This is a genomic window from Paraburkholderia domus (assembly GCF_905220705.1).
GTDB lineage: Bacteria > Pseudomonadota > Gammaproteobacteria > Burkholderiales > Burkholderiaceae > Paraburkholderia > Paraburkholderia domus.
Window position 1 is genome coordinate 1,109,728 of record NZ_CAJNAT010000001.1, and the last position, 16,075, is coordinate 1,125,802.

Consider the following 16,075-nt stretch of genomic DNA (forward strand, 5'->3'; position numbering starts at 1 on the left):
CCGCACAGTTGTACAGCGGGTCCGATAACGATTACCGACTTTTCGATTTCGAACACTCTATGGCATTTAACGTCACGCTCCGGCAAAGCGGCCGGCAGTTTCAGGTAGAACAGGACGAACCGGTCCTGATCGCGGCTTTGCGCCAGGGCATCGGCCTGCCGTACGGCTGCAAGAACGGCGCCTGCGGCTCATGCAAAGGCACGGTGGTTAGCGGTCAGGTCGAACAGCGTCAGCATTCGTCGTCGGCCTTGTCGAACGACGAAAAAACGCGTGGCATGGCGCTCTTCTGCTGTGCGACGGCATGCTCCGATCTCGAAGTGGATATCCGCGAAGTGGCCGGCGTGGGCGACGTGCAGGTCAAGAAACTGCCCTGCCGCGTGAACGCAATCGAGCGCAAGGCCGACGACGTCGTCGTGCTGAAGCTGCAATTGCCCGCCAACGAACGTCTGCAATATCTGGCCGGCCAGTACCTCGAATTCATTCTGAAGGACGGCAAGCGCCGCAGCTACTCGATGGCGAGCGCACCGCACGCGGAAGGCCCCGTCGAATTGCACCTCCGTCATATGCCGGGCGGCGCGTTCACCGATCACGTGTTCAACACGCTGAAGGAGCGCGACATCCTGCGCTTCGAAGCGCCGCTCGGCACCTTCTTCCTGCGCGAAGATTCGGACAAGCCGATCGTGCTGCTGGCGTCGGGCACCGGCTTCGCGCCGCTGAAAGCGATCGTCGAACATGCGGTGTTCAAGAACCTCGACCGGCCGATGACGCTGTACTGGGGCGCGCGCCGCAAGAAAGACCTGTACCTGCTCGATCTGGCCGAACAATGGGCTCGCGAGATCCCGAACTTCAAGTTCGTGCCGGTGCTGTCGGAACCGGACGCGAGCGATGCGTGGACGGGCCGCGTCGGCTTCGTGCATCGCGCGGTGATCGAGGATCTGCCGGATCTGTCGCCGTACCAGGTGTACGCGTGCGGCGCACCGGTGATGGTCGAGTCGGCCCAGCGCGATTTCACCCAGCATCACGGTCTGCCGGAAGACGAGTTCTACGCGGATTCCTTCACGAGCGAAGCGGATCTGGCGAACGCCGTTTGACGAGGTGAACGGCTTGATCGGACGACGATCGGGCCGTTCATCAAATCGAAATCAGCAAGCTGGCAAACTGGCACAAATCCGCCCATGGTGCGGATTTGTGCAAATTCATGGTTTACACCAGCGCTTTCCTTGTCGTATTCTTTCGCGCATGAACCGCATCCAGTCCGAACTCCGACGTCGCCGCTCGCCGCTCCCTTAGGGGCGCCGCTGGCTTCGTCACGGATTCGCGCCGCACAAAGGCGCAAGCAGTTCGAATCATGAAAGCCACGGCATGCCGTGGCTTTTTTGTTTGCTTTTTTTGTCCGCTTTTTTGTTTTTCTCCGGCCCCTGTTTCATATCCGGCCAACCGCTCATTAACCCTTCACCCCGCTGTCTGGAGCCCGCCGTCATGAATTTCAATGAGTACCCGATCGAGTCGCTGATGTACATCACGAACCGGCCCGAAATCGTTTTCACGCACGGCAAGGGCTCCTGGCTCTACGACAATAACGGCAAGCGATATCTGGACTTCATTCAGGGGTGGGCGGTCAACAGTCTCGGCCACTGCAACGACGGCATGATCGAAGCGCTGAACAAACAGGCGCAGCTGCTGCTCAATCCGTCCCCGGCGTTCTACAACGGCCCGATGGCACAACTCGCGGGCCTGCTCACGCAGCACAGCTGCTTCGACAAGGTGTTCTTCGCCAACAGCGGCGCCGAAGCGAACGAAGGCGCGATCAAGCTCGCGCGCAAGTGGGGCAAGAAGTTCAAGGACGGCGCATTCGAAATCATCACGTTCGATCACAGCTTCCACGGCCGCACGCTCGCCACCATGTCCGCAAGCGGCAAGCCGGGCTGGGACACGATCTACGCTCCGCAGGTGCCGGGCTTCCCGAAAGCGGATCTGAACGATATCGCGTCGGTTGAAAAGCTCATCAACGCGAAAACCGTCGCGGTGATGCTCGAGCCGATTCAGGGCGAAGGCGGTGTGATTCCCGCCACGCGCGAGTTCATGCAGCAACTGCGCGCGCTGACCAAGCAGCACAACCTGCTGCTGATCGTCGACGAAGTACAAAGCGGTTGCGGCCGTGCCGGTACCTTGTTCGCGTACGAACTGTCGGGCATCGAACCGGACATCATGACGCTCGGCAAGGGCATCGGCGGCGGTGTACCGCTCGCGGCACTGCTCTCGAAAGCCGACATCGCCGTGTTCGAACCAGGCGACCAGGGCGGCACGTACAACGGCAATCCGTTGATGACCGCGGTCGGCTACTCGGTGATCTCGCAACTGACCGCGCCGGGCTTCCTCGAAGGCGTGCGCGCGCGTGGCGAGTATCTGCGCGCCAAACTGCTCGAACTGTCGGAAGAACGTGGTTTCGAAGGTGAACGCGGCGAAGGTCTGCTGCGCGCCCTGTTGCTCGGCAAGGACATCGGCAATCAGATCGTCGAAAAGGCTCGCGTGATGCAACCCGACGGCCTGCTGCTGAACGCCGCGCGTCCGAACCTGCTGCGCTTTATGCCGGCGCTGAACGTCACGAACGAAGAAGTCGACCAGATGATGGCGATGCTGCGTTCGATTCTCGACACGCTGTAATCACCCAGGAAAGCGCGTATGACGACGAGCGCAACGTTATCGATCCGCCGCTTCGAGGCGAGTGACACCGATGCCGTGGTCGCGCTGTGGCAGGAAGCGTTCCCCGAGTACCGGGACGTGACGAGGCCGCAGCGCAATCCGCATCTGTCGATCGCCAACAAGCTGGCGACGCAACCGGAACTGTTCTTTGTCGCGGTGTTCGGCGAGCGTATCGTCGGCACGGTGATGGGAGGCTACGACGGGCACCGAGGCTGGCTGTATTCGCTCGCGGTGGATGAATCGTTGCGTCGTCACGGCATCGGCACGCGTCTGGTTGCGCATGTTGAAACCGCGCTAACCGAACGAGGCTGCCCGAAGCTGAATCTGCAGGTGCTGTCCGCGAAGGCCGACGTGCGCGCGTTCTATGAAGGGCTCGGTTATCGCGCCGATGCCGTGGTCAGTCTAGGCAAACGCCTTGGCGAACTGGCGGAAACGCCGGCCGCGTAGGCGCCACGCAAGCGCTTGAAAAGAGAAAGGCCGCATGCGCGATTGAAGCGCATGCGGCCTTTTTATGGCTGAAGCAAGCTTAGTCCGAGTTATTCACCCAGATACGCTGCCCGCACCTTCGGATCATCCAGCATCTGCTTCGCGTCGCCGGACATCGTCACCAGACCCGAGTCCATCACGTAGCCGCGGTTCGCCGCCTGCAACGCCAGACGCGCGTTCTGCTCGACCAGCAGCACCGTCATGCCTTCAGCGGAAATCGCCCGCACCACTTCGAAGATCTTCTCGACCATGATCGGCGAAAGACCCATCGACGGTTCATCCAGCAACAACAGCTTAGGCTTGCTGATGATCGCGCGCGCCATCGCCAGCATCTGCTGTTCGCCGCCCGAAAGCGTTCCCGCGTATTGAGTCGCCCGTTCCTTCAGGCGCGGGAAGAAGCCGAACATGCGATCGACGTCCGACTTGATGGCGTCGGTATCGTTGCGCAGATAAGCCCCCATCTGCATGTTCTCGACAATCGACATGCGCGAGAAAATGCCGCGGCCTTCCGGCACCATCGCCAGACCGCGCTTAAGCAGTTCGTGCGCCGGGATGCCCTTGATCGACTGCCCCATGTACTCGATGTCGCCTGCCGAGTACGGCTTCAGCCCCGTGATCGCCTTCATCGTCGTAGTCTTGCCCGCGCCGTTCGCGCCGATCAGCGTGACCAGTTCGCCCTGCGCGACTTCGAGGTCGATGCCCTTGACTGCCTGGATGCCGCCGTAATTGACCTGCAGGCCCTTGATTTTCAACATTGCCGTTGCCATTAGTGGACCCCCGCACCCAGATAAGCTTCGATCACCTTCGGATCCTTCTGCACGTCTGAAGGCAGACCTTGCGCAATCACCTTGCCGTAGTCGAGCACCGTCATCTGGTTGCACAGACCCATCACCAGTTTCACGTCGTGTTCGATCAGGAGAATCGTCTTGCCGTCGCTGCGGATCTTGTCGAGCAGTTTGGTCAGCTCGACCTTTTCCGTTGCGTTCATGCCGGCAGCCGGTTCGTCCAGCGCGAGCAGCTTCGGATCCGTTGCCAGTGCACGGGCGATTTCCAGACGACGCTGGTGACCGTACGACAGATTGCGCGACGTGTAGTCCGCGTACTGGGCAATGCCGACGTATTCCAGCAGTTCAATTGCGCGTTCCTTGATCTCGCGCTCTTCGCGGCGCTCAGCCGGCGTCTGAAACACCGCGCCGATCAGGCCATGCTTCGTGCGCACGTGACGGCCGACCATCACGTTTTCCAGCGCGGTCATGCCGCCGAACAGACGGATGTTCTGGAACGTACGCGCAATACCCGCCTTCGCCACCTGGTAGACAGCGGTCGGCGTGTATTCCACGTTGTCGAGCTTGAACTCGCCCGAATCGGGTGTGTACAGACCCGTGATCACATTGAAGAAGGTCGTCTTGCCGGCGCCGTTCGGACCGATCAGGCCGTAAATCTGGCCCGACTTGATCTGCAGACCGACGTCGGACAGTGCCTGCAGGCCGCCGAAGCGCTTGTTGACGCCTTTCACCGACAGGCGGATCTGATCGCTGCCCACGCTGTTGTTTACGTTATCGCTCATATGATTTCTCCACGCGGGCCTCAGGCGCGCACCGGCTTCTTGCCGGCGCGCTTCGCCAGTTTCGCAATCTTGTCTTCGTGCTTCGGCGACGGCCACAAGCCTTCCGAGCGGTACAGCATGATCACGACCATCGCGAGGCCGTACAGCAGCTGACGGATCACTTCCGTATCGACGATTTCATGGCCGAAGATCGCGTTCTGCAGCGGACCCATCGTCGAGCGCAGGAATTCGGGGAACACGGAGAGCAGCACCGCCCCGAGAATCACGCCGGGGATGTGGCCCATGCCGCCCAGCACCACGCAGGCCAGCACCACGACCGATTCCCAGAAGGTGAACGATTCCGGCGACACGAAGCCCTGGAAGCCGGCGAACATCGCGCCCGACAGACCGCCGAACGACGCGCCCATTGCGAAGGCCAGCAACTTCACGTTACGCGTGTTGATGCCCATGGCCTTGGCGGCGATTTCGTCCTCGCGGATCGCGGCCCATGCACGGCCGATACGGGAGTGCTGCAAGCGCGTACACGTCCAGATCACCAGCAGCGAGCACAACACGAACAGGTAGTAATACATGTACACCGACGGGAACGAGAACCCGAGGAACGTGTGTGTCTGCGCCAGACTGAAGCCGCCCACCTGCACCGGGTCGATCCCCGTGATCCCCTTCGGGCCGTTGGTGATGTTCACCGGACGGTCGAGGTTGTTCATGAAGATCCGCACGATTTCCCCGAAGCCCAGGGTCACGATCGCGAGATAGTCGCCACGCAGACGCAGGGTCGGCGCGCCGAGCAGAATCCCGAACGTCGCGGCGAGCCCCATGGCGATCGGCACGATGATCCAGATCGGCGTGTGCAACCCGTTCGGGAACAGATGCGCGATCCACTCGAACTGCGAGGTCAGGTGCGGCGAAGACAGCAGCGCCGCGACGTAGGCGCCGATGGCGTAGAACGCGATGTAGCCCAAGTCCAGCAGGCCGGCGAAGCCGACCACCACATTGAGACCCAGCGCCAGCATCACGTATAGCATCGCGAAGTCGAGCACGCGGACCCAGTAGTTGCCGCCGGCCGCGCCGATGATCATCGGTGCCGCGATCACGAAGATCGCGGTGATGATGCCGACGGTCAGCGTCTTCGTCAGGTTCTTTTCAGGGATGAGCGTCGTGGACGGCTCGATCGGTTGAATTGAGGTCATGTCTGTTTACTCCTTATGGCCCGGGATCAAGCGCGATCCGCAACACGTTCGCCGAGCAGACCCGACGGACGGAACACCAGCACGATGATCAGCACGATGAATGCGAACACGTCCTGATAGTTACTGCCGAACACACCACCTGTGAGGTTACCGATATAACCCGCCCCCAACTGTTCGATCAGGCCGAGCAGCACGCCGCCCACCATCGCCCCGCCGAGATTGCCGATCCCGCCCAGCACCGCCGCGGTAAAGGCTTTCAAACCTGGGATGAAGCCCATATAGAAGTGTGCATTGCCGTATTCGGACGCGATCATCACACCGGCCAGAGCAGCAAGCGCCGAGCCGATCATGAAGGTCGCCGAAATCACGAAGTTCGGGTTCACGCCCATCAAGCTGGCGACGCCCGGGTTCTCAGCGATCGCACGCATCGCGCGGCCGAGCTTGGTCTTGTGAACCAGTAGCAGCAGGCCGCCCATCACGAGGAACGCCACCACGATGATCACGATTTCGGTCATCGAAATCACGGCGCCAGGCGTCGTGTCGGTGGCCTTGATCACGTTGATCGGGTCGGTGGGCAACAGCTGCGGGAACGGCAGCGGGTTGCGCGACCAGATCATCATCGCGAGGGTCTGCAGCAGAATCGACACGCCGATCGCGGTAATCAGCGGGGCGAGACGCGGCGCTTTACGTAACGGCCGGTAGGCCACGCGCTCGATCGTGTAGCCGACCAGCGAGCAAACCACTGCCGCGATGATCAACGCGATGATGAGCGTCGGCACATTGCCGAGGCCGGGAAAGTGGTTCTGAAGCACGCCTATGGCTGAGAGCGCAACCATCGCGCCGACCATCAACACATCGCCGTGCGCGAAGTTGATGATGCCCAGGATGCCGTAAACCATCGTATAGCCCAGTGCGATGATGGCGTAAACGCTGCCAAGCACCAGCCCGTTGAGGACCTGCTGGATGAAGATATCCATTTAATGCTCCTTAGCCCGTGCGACTGGATTCGCGTTCTTCATCAGCCGGTGGGCGGTGATGCGGTACGCCAATCTCAACGGCACTGCGGGTACTGATGTAAAAGACCGGTAAGGGTTATCCGCTGCCTGGTTCGTCTTACGACTGTGATGCAGTCGCGGACTTGCCGATGGCGGATGCAAAAACGGCACCGTTGGGTGGTTTCGGTGCCGTCAGGCTGAACGTCCCGTCATCACATCTTCACGACGTCGAGGACCGCTTTTTTGCCGTCCTTGAAGTCGTAAAGCGTAATGGCGCTCTCTTTCAAATCACCCTTGTCGTCGAACGCGATGTGGCCGATTACCCCGTTGTAATCGGTGGACGGCATCGCAGCCAGCACCTTGGGCGCCTCGATCGAATTAGCGCGCTTCATTGCATCGACAATCACGTACACAGCGTCATACGTGAACGGTGCGTAAATCTGCACCGGCGTGTGGAAGCGGTCGACGTACTTCTTTTCGAAGTCCGCTCCCTTGTCCATTTTCGAAAGCGCGAGTCCCGCCTCCGAACAGACCAGGTTTTGCACGGCGGTTCCCGCCAGCTCACCCACCTTGTCGGTACACACGCCGTCGCCGCCAAGGATTTTTGCCCTGATACCGAGCGCCGCCGCCTGTTTGGTAAACGGCCCGCCCGTCGCGTCCATTCCGCCGAACATGATCACGTCCGGCTGAACACGCTTGATCTTTCTAAGGACGGCCTGAAACTCCGTAGCCCTGTCATTCGTGGCTTCGCGCGCGACGATCTTCGCCCCGCTCGCCTGTACCGTCTTCGCAAACTCGTCGGCCAGTCCCTTACCGTATACGGTCGAGTCGTCGACAATCGCGATGCGTTTCGCGCCGAGCACTTTCGTCGCGTAGTTGGCAAGCGCCGGACCCTGCTGGGCATCGGTCGCAACCACCCGATAAGTCGTTTTGAAACCTTGCTGCGTGTACCCCGGATTCGTTGACGACGGCGAGATCTGCACGATCCCGGCATCGCTATAGATCTTTGACGCTGGAATCGAGACGCCCGAATTCAGGTGTCCGACCACGGCGACAACATGATCCTCGACGAGTTTTTCAGCGACCGCCGTACCCGTTTTCGGGTCCGCCGCGTCATCTTGCGCGTCGAGCTCCAACTGGATCTTGTGACCGTCGATGGTCAATCCCTGTGTATTGATTTCCTCGACCGCCAGACGCGCGCCGTTCTCATTGTCTTTACCGAGATGTGCAATGCTGCCCGTCAATGGGGCCGCATGACCGATTTTCACGACAATCGCCTCGCTTGCCGGTGCCGCTGCCGCCGAGGCAGCCGATGCCCCTGCTCCCGCCTCGCCATCCTGCTTCTTGCCGCACGCGGTCAACATCGCAACCGCGGTCACGATGGACACGGCGTAAGCAAATTTGACTCGCATTAAGTAGGTCTCCCGCGCCTTGCAAAATCCGTTGTTCGGGACCCGGAGGCCTTGAGAACGCGCGCATTGTAACTCCAATTATGCGACGCGCAATATTGTTGAAACGGTGGGGTTTTCCTGCATTGCAACCTTATTTTGAGAGACAAATACGGCAATGGGCGCAACCGGGTTGCGACTATTTTCCGTGCATCAGTTGCACCACCGTCGCGCCCAATGGCATCAAGTGTTGCGGTGATATGGCCCGACCCCCGATTGCGCCGTGGTTCGCGTTAAGTATTACGTTTCCATTGATATCGGAGCGCGCGCACTATTTTAGTGCGTCAAAAATCGGCATAACGCGTTTGAGATGATTTAAACGGGGCCGCATCACCGTCGCGTCGATTAAAAACCAGATCACAATTCAAAAGAATTTGTGTGGGAGAACACTTAAAACGGCTTGATGTGATGATCTGGCACTTTATTATCGGCAGACGCACAAATCTGCAGACGTAAAAAAAAACGCGCCCAAGGGCGCGCTTTTCTTTCAAAAACGTCGGCAGATTGTCAGGCAGGCAGACCCAACCCGCGCGGCAGCGGAAACGCGATGTTTTCCTCGATGCCTTCGAGCGCACGCACGTTGCGCACGCCGAGCTCACGCAACCGGGCGATCACCGCTTGCGCCAGCACTTCAGGCGCCGAGGCGCCCGCCGTCACGCCGATCCGGCGCTTGCCCTCAACCCAGACCGGATCGATCTGATCCGGCGAATCCACCATATAGGAAGGCACGCCGAGTTTTTCGGCCAGCTCGCGCAACCGGTTCGAGTTCGAACTATTCGGGCTGCCGACCACGATCACGACGTCGCATTGCGGCGCCATGAACTTGACCGCATCCTGACGGTTTTGCGTGGCGTAGCAGATGTCCTGCTTCTTCGGCTCGCGGATCGCCGGATATTTCGCCTTCAGGGCACCGATGATCTCGGCTGCGTCGTCGACCGACAGCGTGGTTTGCGTCACGAACGCGATCCGCTCGGGATCGGCCAGTTGCAAGGCTTGCACATCTTCGATGTCTTCCACCAGATGCATGCCCTCGCCTGCCTGCCCCATCGTACCCTCGACTTCGGGGTGGCCCTTGTGGCCGATCATCACGATGTCGAAGCCGTCCTGGCGCATCTTCGCGACTTCGATATGCACCTTGGTCACGAGCGGACAGGTTGCGTCGTACACCCTCAGGCCGCGCGACTCGGCTTCCGAGCGCACCGCTTTCGACACGCCATGGGCGCTGAAAATGACCGTATTGCCGGCCGGCACTTCTTCCAGTTGCTCGATGAAGATGGCGCCCTTCTTGCGCAAATCCTCGACGACATAGGCGTTGTGGACGATTTCGTGGCGCACGTAGATCGGCGAGCCGTGCAGCTTGATGGCCCGCTCTACGATTTCGATGGCCCGATCGACGCCGGCACAGAATCCACGCGGCTGCGCCAGCAGGATCTCGGCTTCGGCAAGAGTCGTATCCGTGATGCTCATGTTTACAGAATCCCGATGATTTTCACTTCAAACGCCAGCGCCTGGCCGGCAAGCGGATGGTTGAAATCGAACAACGCAGACGTTTCGCCGACTTCTTTCAGGACGCCAGCGTAGCGGCCGCCACCCGGCGCGTTGAATTCGACCAGGTCACCCGGCGAAAAATCCTCCCCGATCATGCTGTTTTCGCTCAGCGTCGCCAGCGAGACGCGCTGGATCAGCTCAGGATTGCGCGGACCGAACGCCTGTCCCGGCGTTAGCTGAAAGGTCGAATGGTGGCCCACCTTCAAACCCAGCAGAATATCTTCCAGCGGCGGCGCCAGTTGACCCGCACCAAGCAGCAACGTGGCCGGCCTGTCGGTAAACGTATTGATGACTTCAGCGCCATCGGCAAGGGAAAGCCGGTAATGAAGCGTCACATGTGAACCGGGTTTCACTTCAGAAATGTCGATGATGCTCATGCAATGCTCGCTCAGTCGATGCGCGCTGCACGCGTGCGCCGCTGGCGCAGTCGACGCGTGTGGCAATCCGTCGGGGTGCCATGCGCAAAGCGTCTATTGTAAGCCACATAGCGGGCAGCGGCTTACGTCCTGCGCATCGCAGCGCGGCTGGACACCGGGCGCCGCCGCAAACCCGAATTGGAGGATTCATATCTATATGGCCGACTATGCCTGCACGATAAACAAAGCGACACTCGAAGCGGCCTCGCCGACGCCTGCCGCTCCCGCCCCGGCGCCACCGCGCGCTCACGCCGCAGCTGGCAATACCATAGCCGGCAATGACGTCGGCACCGCCGACCCGGCCGCCGGCACGCCCCCAACCCGACCGCTCGTCCGAGGTAAATGGCATAAAAACGACATGCCGCGCGAACGCCTGATCGAGGAGGGACCCAGCGTGCTGTCGGATACCGAAATGATTGTGCTGGTGCTCGGCTCAGGCCTGCCTGGCCACGACGTGTTCGACATCGCGCGTACCCTGCTCAACCGGTTCGGCTCGCTGCGGGCAATGCTTGACGCAACTTACTCGGACTTCGCCGGCCTGCGCGGCATCGGCCCGGCAAAAAAGTCGCAGTTGCTCGCCATCATGGAGATGGCGAGGCGCTCGCTAGTCGATAAAATACGTGACCGTTCGCTGATGAACTCGCCTGAGGCCGTGCAAGACTATTTGCGCCTTTGTATCGGCGGCAGAACGCAAGAGGTCTTCGTGTCGCTCTTTCTCGACGCCCGGCATCGGTTGATTCGCTGCGAGGAAAGCGCACGCGGCACGCTGACACGCATGGCGGTGTATCCACGCGAAATCGTGCGGCGAGCGCTGACGCTGAATGCCGCCAGTCTGATCGTCGCGCATAATCACCCTTCCGGCGCCGTCGAGCCAAGCGCAAGCGACTGCCGGCTGACGCATACGCTGCGCGACGCCCTTGCGCTGATCGACGTGAAATTGATCGATCATCTCGTGATCGGCGCAGATAACACGTACTCGTTTGCCCGCGCCGGCTGGCCGTGAGATGGCGCGAATCAGGGTCGCGACAACGTTGCGCCGTGTTCGGCATCGCAAATAAGGTTTGATTTTGCGGCTTTTTTTCTGCTAGAATTCCGGTTTGCCTATTTCCAACCCCCCTGTTCCGAAGCCACCAAGGCGTTCCGGAAAGGAAATGCGACTGAAGTTCAAAAACTTAAGCGCAGCTCTTTTCGGGAAACTTTCACGGCGTTCGAACTCAGAATTAGCGTATTAGGAGTGCTCTCATGGCACGCGTATGCCAAGTAACTGGGAAAGCGCCGATGAGCGGCAACAACGTTTCCCACGCGAACAACAAAACCAAGCGCCGGTTCCTGCCGAACCTGCAAAACCGCCGTATTTGGGTGGAAAGCGAAAACCGTTGGGTGCGTCTGCGCGTTTCGAACGCCGGCCTGCGCCTGATCGACAAGAACGGTATCGACGCTGTGCTCGCAGATTTGCGCGCACGCGGTGAAGCCTAAGGAGTAAATCATGGCGAAAGGCGCACGCGATAAGATCAAGTTGGAATCGACCGCAGGCACGGGTCACTTCTATACGACGACGAAGAACAAACGCAACATGCCGGAAAAGATGCTGATCAAGAAATTTGATCCGGTCGTCCGTAAGCACGTTGACTACAAGGAAACCAAGATTAAGTAAGTCTTGGCTCCTGCCTGACGAAGGCAAAAGTATTTGCAAAAAAGCCTCGCATTCGTGCGAGGCTTTTTTGTTTCTGCGCTCCAATATCGCTGTTTAGCTGTCCTTTACCTGCCAGAACAGTCTTATCCCGTTCGGCCAGCTTTCCCTCATTCGTCACGACGCGTATCCTTTCTCGTTTTAGCGGCATGCACAGCATGCCGTCATGGCAAAAACGAAAGACGGAGATGCAGGCGATGGAATTCGATGTGGCGATTGTCGGTAGCGGTCTGGCAGGTTTGAGCGTCGCGCTCAATCTCGCGGAGACCCGGCGGGTTGCGGTGGTCGCCAAGCGATCGATGACCGAAGGTGCGAGCGATTGGGCGCAAGGCGGGATCGCCGCAGTACTGGATTCGGCGGACAGCATCGAAAACCATGTCCGCGACACACTCGTCGCCGGTGGCGGTCTGTGCGACGAGGCGGCGACACGCTTTATCGTCGAGCATGGACGTGCGGCGATCGAATGGCTAATTGATCAAGGTGTGCCGTTCACTAAAGACGACGCCGCCGAACTCGGCTTTCATCTAACACGCGAAGGTGGCCATAGCCATCGCCGGATCATTCATGCTGCGGATGCAACAGGCCACGCAGTGGTCGCCACGCTCAGCGAGCGTGTACGCAACCATCCGAACATCACGCTGCTTGAAGATCACTACGCGATCGATCTGATCACGTCGGACCGTCTCGGAATGCCAGGCCGCCGCTGCCACGGCTTGTATGCACTCGATCTGCAAAGCGGCCGCACCGTGACAATCGAAGCGCCGCACACGGTGCTCGCCACCGGCGGCGCCGGCAAGGTCTATCTGTACACCACGAACCCCGACACCGCGACCGGCGACGGCATCGCGATGGCCTGGCGCGCAGGCTGCCGCGTGTCGAACATGGAATTCATCCAGTTCCATCCGACCTGCCTGTTCCATCCTTACGCGAAGTCGTTCCTGATCTCGGAAGCAGTACGCGGCGAAGGGGGCATTCTGAAACTACCGGACGGCACGCGCTTCATGCCGAACCACGATGAACGCGCCGAACTCGCGCCACGCGATATCGTCGCGCGTGCGATCGACTTCGAGATCAAGAAGCGCGGCATCGATTGCGTCTACCTCGACATCAGCCATCAGCCGCCTGAATTCCTCCATGAACACTTCCCGACGATTCTGGCCCGCTGCCTGGAATTCGGCATCGACATCACCAAAGAGCCAATTCCGGTTGTGCCTGCCGCGCACTATACGTGCGGCGGCGTCGTAACGGACCTGGCCGGCAGGACTGATCTCGCCGGCCTCTATGCGGTCGGTGAAACGTCATGCACAGGCCTGCACGGTGCGAACCGGCTTGCCAGTAACTCCTTGCTCGAGTGCCTCGTGATCGGACGCTCCGCTGCGCAGGCCATCGAGGAAGAAGGTTTCGGCGCCGCCGTCCATGCGCCGCTGCCGGACTGGGACGAGAGCCGTGTGTCCGATCCGGACGAGGAAGTGGTGGTCGCGCACAACTGGGATGAACTGCGCCGCCTGATGTGGAACTACGTCGGCATCGTGCGTACGGACAAGCGGCTCGCGCGAGCCAGGCACCGGCTTGCCCTGCTCCGTGACGAGATTCACGAGTATTACGCGAACTTCAAGGTGAACCGCGATCTGCTTGAACTGCGCAATCTGGTCGACGTGGCGTCGCTGATCGTCGAGGGCGCTCGCTCACGGCGTGAAAGCCGCGGCTTGCACTTCAGCCGCGATTGGCCGGCCACGCTGCCAAAAGCGCTGCCAACGGTGCTGTCGCCGGAGCATGTACGCAACCGCAACGTGTGATTTCTGAAGCTGGAATGAAAAGGCCATCGCCGGTTCTCGGGCGATGGCCTTTTCACTGATTGCGCAAGCTTAAGCTCAGGTGCGCGCGGCTCAGACGATCCGCATCGAGTAATCCGTTGCTCGCACATCTTTGGTCAAAGCACCGATCGACACGCGATCGACGCCCGTTTCCGCGATGGTCCGCACCGTTTCGAAATTCACGCCGCCGGAGACCTCCAGCACTGCCCGCCCTGCCGTGATACGTACCGCGTCGCGCATTGCATCGAACGAAAAGTTGTCCAGCAGTATGGATTGCGCGCGATGCGCCAACGCGGTTTCCAGTTGGGCCAGCGTTTCGACTTCGATCTGGATCGACACGCCCGCATTCAGCGCAAGCGCCGCATCCATTGCCGCACCCACGCCGCCGGCTGCGGCAATGTGGTTTTCCTTGATCAGAATACCGTCGTACAAAGCTAGCCGCTGATTCGCCCCACCGCCCACGCGCACTGCGTATTTCTGCGCGAGCCGCAGACCCGGCAAGGTCTTACGCGTATCGAGCACGCGTGTTTGGGTGTGAGCAATGGCGTCGACATAGCGGCGCGTTGCGCTCGCCACGCCCGACAGCAGTTGCAGGAAGTTCAACGCGTTTCGTTCAGCAGTCAATAGTGCACGGACCGGACCGCGCAGCGCGCAGACCGGCGTATCGGCCGTCATCCGATCGCCCTCGCGATAACGCCACTGCACGTCAATACGCGGATCGACCTGGCGCATCACCGCGTTGAACCACGGCACACCGCACAGCACTGCATCTTCGCGCACGATGATGCGTGCATCGCGCACGTCATCTGCGGGAACAAGGCGGCCAGTCTGATCGCCTGTGCCAACATCTTCGGCCAGCGCGTCGGCGACGTTGCGCTCCAACGCGGCATCAAATGCCGCGCCATACTGCGCATGAATCTCCACGAACAGCGGCGACACCGCCTCGACCTGATTGCGTTCCACCGCCCCCATCACGCCGCCCCCACGTTCGAATACAGTTGCGCGTCGCGCGCGAGGTCGCCGCTGGCTTGTACGCGTTTCTTGTGACGCGCCGCGAAGTCGAGCATCCGGTCGATCGGCAGACGCGCCCGTTCGCCAATCGCCCGGTCGACGAAGATTTCGTTATGACCGCGCTCGAGCACGTCGGCCAGATTGGCGAGGCCGTTCATCGCCATCCACGGGCAATGCGCGCAGCTCTTGCAGGTCGCGCTGTTGCCGGCCGTCGGCGCCGCGATCAACGTTTTCCCGGGCGCAGCGAGCTGCATCTTGTGCAGAATGCCGAGGTCGGTCGCCACGATGAAATGCGTCGCGTCGAGTTTTTGCGCGGCGTCGATCAACTGGGTTGTCGAACCCACCACGTCCGCTTGCGCGACCACGTTAGCTGGCGACTCTGGGTGCACCAACACTTTTGCACCCGGATATTCGGCGCGCAGTAGGTCGAGTTCAATGCCCTTGAATTCGTCGTGCACGAGACACGAGCCCTGCCACAGCAGCATGTCCGCGCCGGTCTTGCTCTGGATATAGTTGCCGAGGTGCCGATCCGGCGCCCAGATAATCTTTTCGCCGCGTGCGTGCAGATCGGCAACGATTTCCAGCCCGATCGACGACGTCACCATCCAGTCCGCACGAGCCTTGACGGCCGCGCTAGTGTTCGCGTACACAACCACCGTGCGATCCGGGTGAGCGTCACAGAACGCCGAGAATTCATCGACCGGACAGCCGAGATCGAGCGAGCAGGTCGCGTCGAGATCAGGCATCAGAATGCGCTTGTCCGGGCTGAGGATTTTCGCGGTCTCGCCCATGAAACGCACGCCCGCCACCACCAGCGTTTGCGCCTCGTGATCGCGGCCGAAACGCGCCATCTCCAACGAGTCGGCCACGCAGCCACCGGTTTCATCGGCGAGTTCCTGCAATTCCGCGTCGACGTAATAGTGCGCGACGAGCACGGCTTTCTCGCGCTTGAGCAATGCGCGGATGCGCTCCTTCAGCGCCACCTTCTGTTCCGCCGACGGCACGTCGGGCACCTTCGCCCACGCCTGCCCGATCCCGCAGGTTGTGCCCTGCGCCTGTGGCCGGTCGTATTCGACGGTCCTGATCGCCTGCTGATCCATGATCTCCTCTGCCTTCGCTCTGCCGCCGCGGACTGTCAATCGTGTGTCGTTGAAATTGCCGCGGCCCAAAAAGCAAAACCCCGCCAACGCGGGGTTTTGTGACGTAA

The 16,075-nt window shown here is 60.5% G+C and carries 16 protein-coding genes; 7 read left to right on the plus strand and 9 right to left on the minus strand.

Annotated features, from left to right (window positions below):
- Nucleotides 1-59: 59 nt before the first annotated feature.
- From KHO31_RS04945 to KHO31_RS04955, 3 genes are all read left to right on the plus strand, one after another.
- Complete coding sequence (locus KHO31_RS04945; RefSeq protein WP_201107699.1) at nucleotides 60-1,091, plus strand: CDP-6-deoxy-delta-3,4-glucoseen reductase; 1,032 nt, start codon at nucleotides 60-62, stop codon at nucleotides 1,089-1,091.
- Nucleotides 1,092-1,479: 388 nt separating this feature from the next.
- Nucleotides 1,480-2,664, plus strand: coding sequence for an acetylornithine transaminase (locus tag KHO31_RS04950; RefSeq protein WP_201070776.1), 1,185 nt, complete (start codon nucleotides 1,480-1,482; stop codon nucleotides 2,662-2,664).
- A gap of 18 nt (nucleotides 2,665-2,682) precedes the next feature.
- Nucleotides 2,683-3,150 carry a GNAT family acetyltransferase gene (locus KHO31_RS04955; RefSeq protein WP_201070778.1) on the plus strand — a complete coding sequence of 156 codons (468 nt, stop codon included), beginning with the start codon at nucleotides 2,683-2,685 and terminating at the stop codon, nucleotides 3,148-3,150.
- An 89-nt stretch (nucleotides 3,151-3,239) separates the two neighbouring features.
- On the opposite strand, the gene KHO31_RS04960 is transcribed toward KHO31_RS04955, so the two are convergent.
- The 7 genes from KHO31_RS04960 to KHO31_RS04990 form a co-directional block, all read right to left on the minus strand.
- On the minus strand, nucleotides 3,240-3,956 hold the full coding sequence (locus KHO31_RS04960; RefSeq protein ID WP_201070779.1) for an ABC transporter ATP-binding protein: 717 nt from the start codon (nucleotides 3,954-3,956) through the stop codon (nucleotides 3,240-3,242).
- Nucleotides 3,956-4,756: an ABC transporter ATP-binding protein gene (locus KHO31_RS04965; protein ID WP_120289937.1), complete on the minus strand. Its 801-nt coding sequence runs from the start codon at nucleotides 4,754-4,756 to the stop codon at nucleotides 3,956-3,958. The genes KHO31_RS04960 and KHO31_RS04965 overlap by 1 nt, the downstream gene beginning before the upstream one ends.
- Nucleotides 4,757-4,776: 20 nt before the next feature.
- The gene (locus tag KHO31_RS04970) at nucleotides 4,777-5,946 is read right to left on the minus strand and encodes an ABC transporter permease subunit (RefSeq protein ID WP_120289935.1); all 1,170 of its coding nucleotides are present in this window, start codon (nucleotides 5,944-5,946) and stop codon (nucleotides 4,777-4,779) included.
- Between the two features lie 26 nt (nucleotides 5,947-5,972).
- On the minus strand, nucleotides 5,973-6,923 hold the full coding sequence (locus KHO31_RS04975) for a branched-chain amino acid ABC transporter permease (RefSeq protein WP_074282431.1): 951 nt from the start codon (nucleotides 6,921-6,923) through the stop codon (nucleotides 5,973-5,975).
- Nucleotides 6,924-7,153: 230 nt separating this feature from the next.
- Nucleotides 7,154-8,353: a branched-chain amino acid ABC transporter substrate-binding protein gene (locus tag KHO31_RS04980; protein WP_201070780.1), complete on the minus strand. Its 1,200-nt coding sequence runs from the start codon at nucleotides 8,351-8,353 to the stop codon at nucleotides 7,154-7,156.
- 543 nt (nucleotides 8,354-8,896) lie between these two features.
- Nucleotides 8,897-9,856, minus strand: a complete 960-nt coding sequence (gene ispH, locus KHO31_RS04985) for a 4-hydroxy-3-methylbut-2-enyl diphosphate reductase (RefSeq protein ID WP_201070781.1) — start codon at nucleotides 9,854-9,856, stop codon at nucleotides 8,897-8,899.
- A gap of 2 nt (nucleotides 9,857-9,858) precedes the next feature.
- Entirely contained in the window at nucleotides 9,859-10,314 is a 456-nt protein-coding gene (locus KHO31_RS04990; RefSeq protein ID WP_201070782.1) for an FKBP-type peptidyl-prolyl cis-trans isomerase, read from the minus strand.
- Nucleotides 10,315-10,510: 196 nt separating this feature from the next.
- Here KHO31_RS04990 and radC point away from each other — a divergent pair, with 196 nt between their 5' ends.
- The 4 genes from radC to nadB all read left to right on the plus strand — a co-directional run bounded on the left by radC (nucleotide 10,511) and on the right by nadB (nucleotide 13,839).
- Nucleotides 10,511-11,356, plus strand: a complete 846-nt coding sequence (gene radC / locus KHO31_RS04995; RefSeq protein WP_211622825.1) for a RadC family protein — start codon at nucleotides 10,511-10,513, stop codon at nucleotides 11,354-11,356.
- A 239-nt stretch (nucleotides 11,357-11,595) separates the two neighbouring features.
- Nucleotides 11,596-11,829: a 50S ribosomal protein L28 gene (rpmB, locus tag KHO31_RS05000; RefSeq protein ID WP_007180631.1), complete on the plus strand. Its 234-nt coding sequence runs from the start codon at nucleotides 11,596-11,598 to the stop codon at nucleotides 11,827-11,829.
- Nucleotides 11,830-11,839: 10 nt separating this feature from the next.
- Nucleotides 11,840-12,007, plus strand: coding sequence for a 50S ribosomal protein L33 (gene rpmG / locus KHO31_RS05005; protein ID WP_006050116.1), 168 nt, complete (start codon nucleotides 11,840-11,842; stop codon nucleotides 12,005-12,007).
- Between the two features lie 233 nt (nucleotides 12,008-12,240).
- Nucleotides 12,241-13,839: an L-aspartate oxidase gene (gene nadB, locus KHO31_RS05010; protein ID WP_201070788.1), complete on the plus strand. Its 1,599-nt coding sequence runs from the start codon at nucleotides 12,241-12,243 to the stop codon at nucleotides 13,837-13,839.
- 90 nt (nucleotides 13,840-13,929) lie between these two features.
- On the opposite strand, the gene nadC is transcribed toward nadB, so the two are convergent.
- Together nadC and nadA are read right to left on the minus strand one after the other, a co-directional pair.
- Nucleotides 13,930-14,829, minus strand: a complete 900-nt coding sequence (gene nadC, locus KHO31_RS05015) for a carboxylating nicotinate-nucleotide diphosphorylase (protein ID WP_201070791.1) — start codon at nucleotides 14,827-14,829, stop codon at nucleotides 13,930-13,932.
- Complete coding sequence (nadA, locus tag KHO31_RS05020; protein ID WP_201070794.1) at nucleotides 14,829-15,968, minus strand: quinolinate synthase NadA; 1,140 nt, start codon at nucleotides 15,966-15,968, stop codon at nucleotides 14,829-14,831. The genes nadC and nadA overlap by 1 nt, the downstream gene beginning before the upstream one ends.
- Between the last annotated feature and the right edge of the window lie 107 nt (nucleotides 15,969-16,075).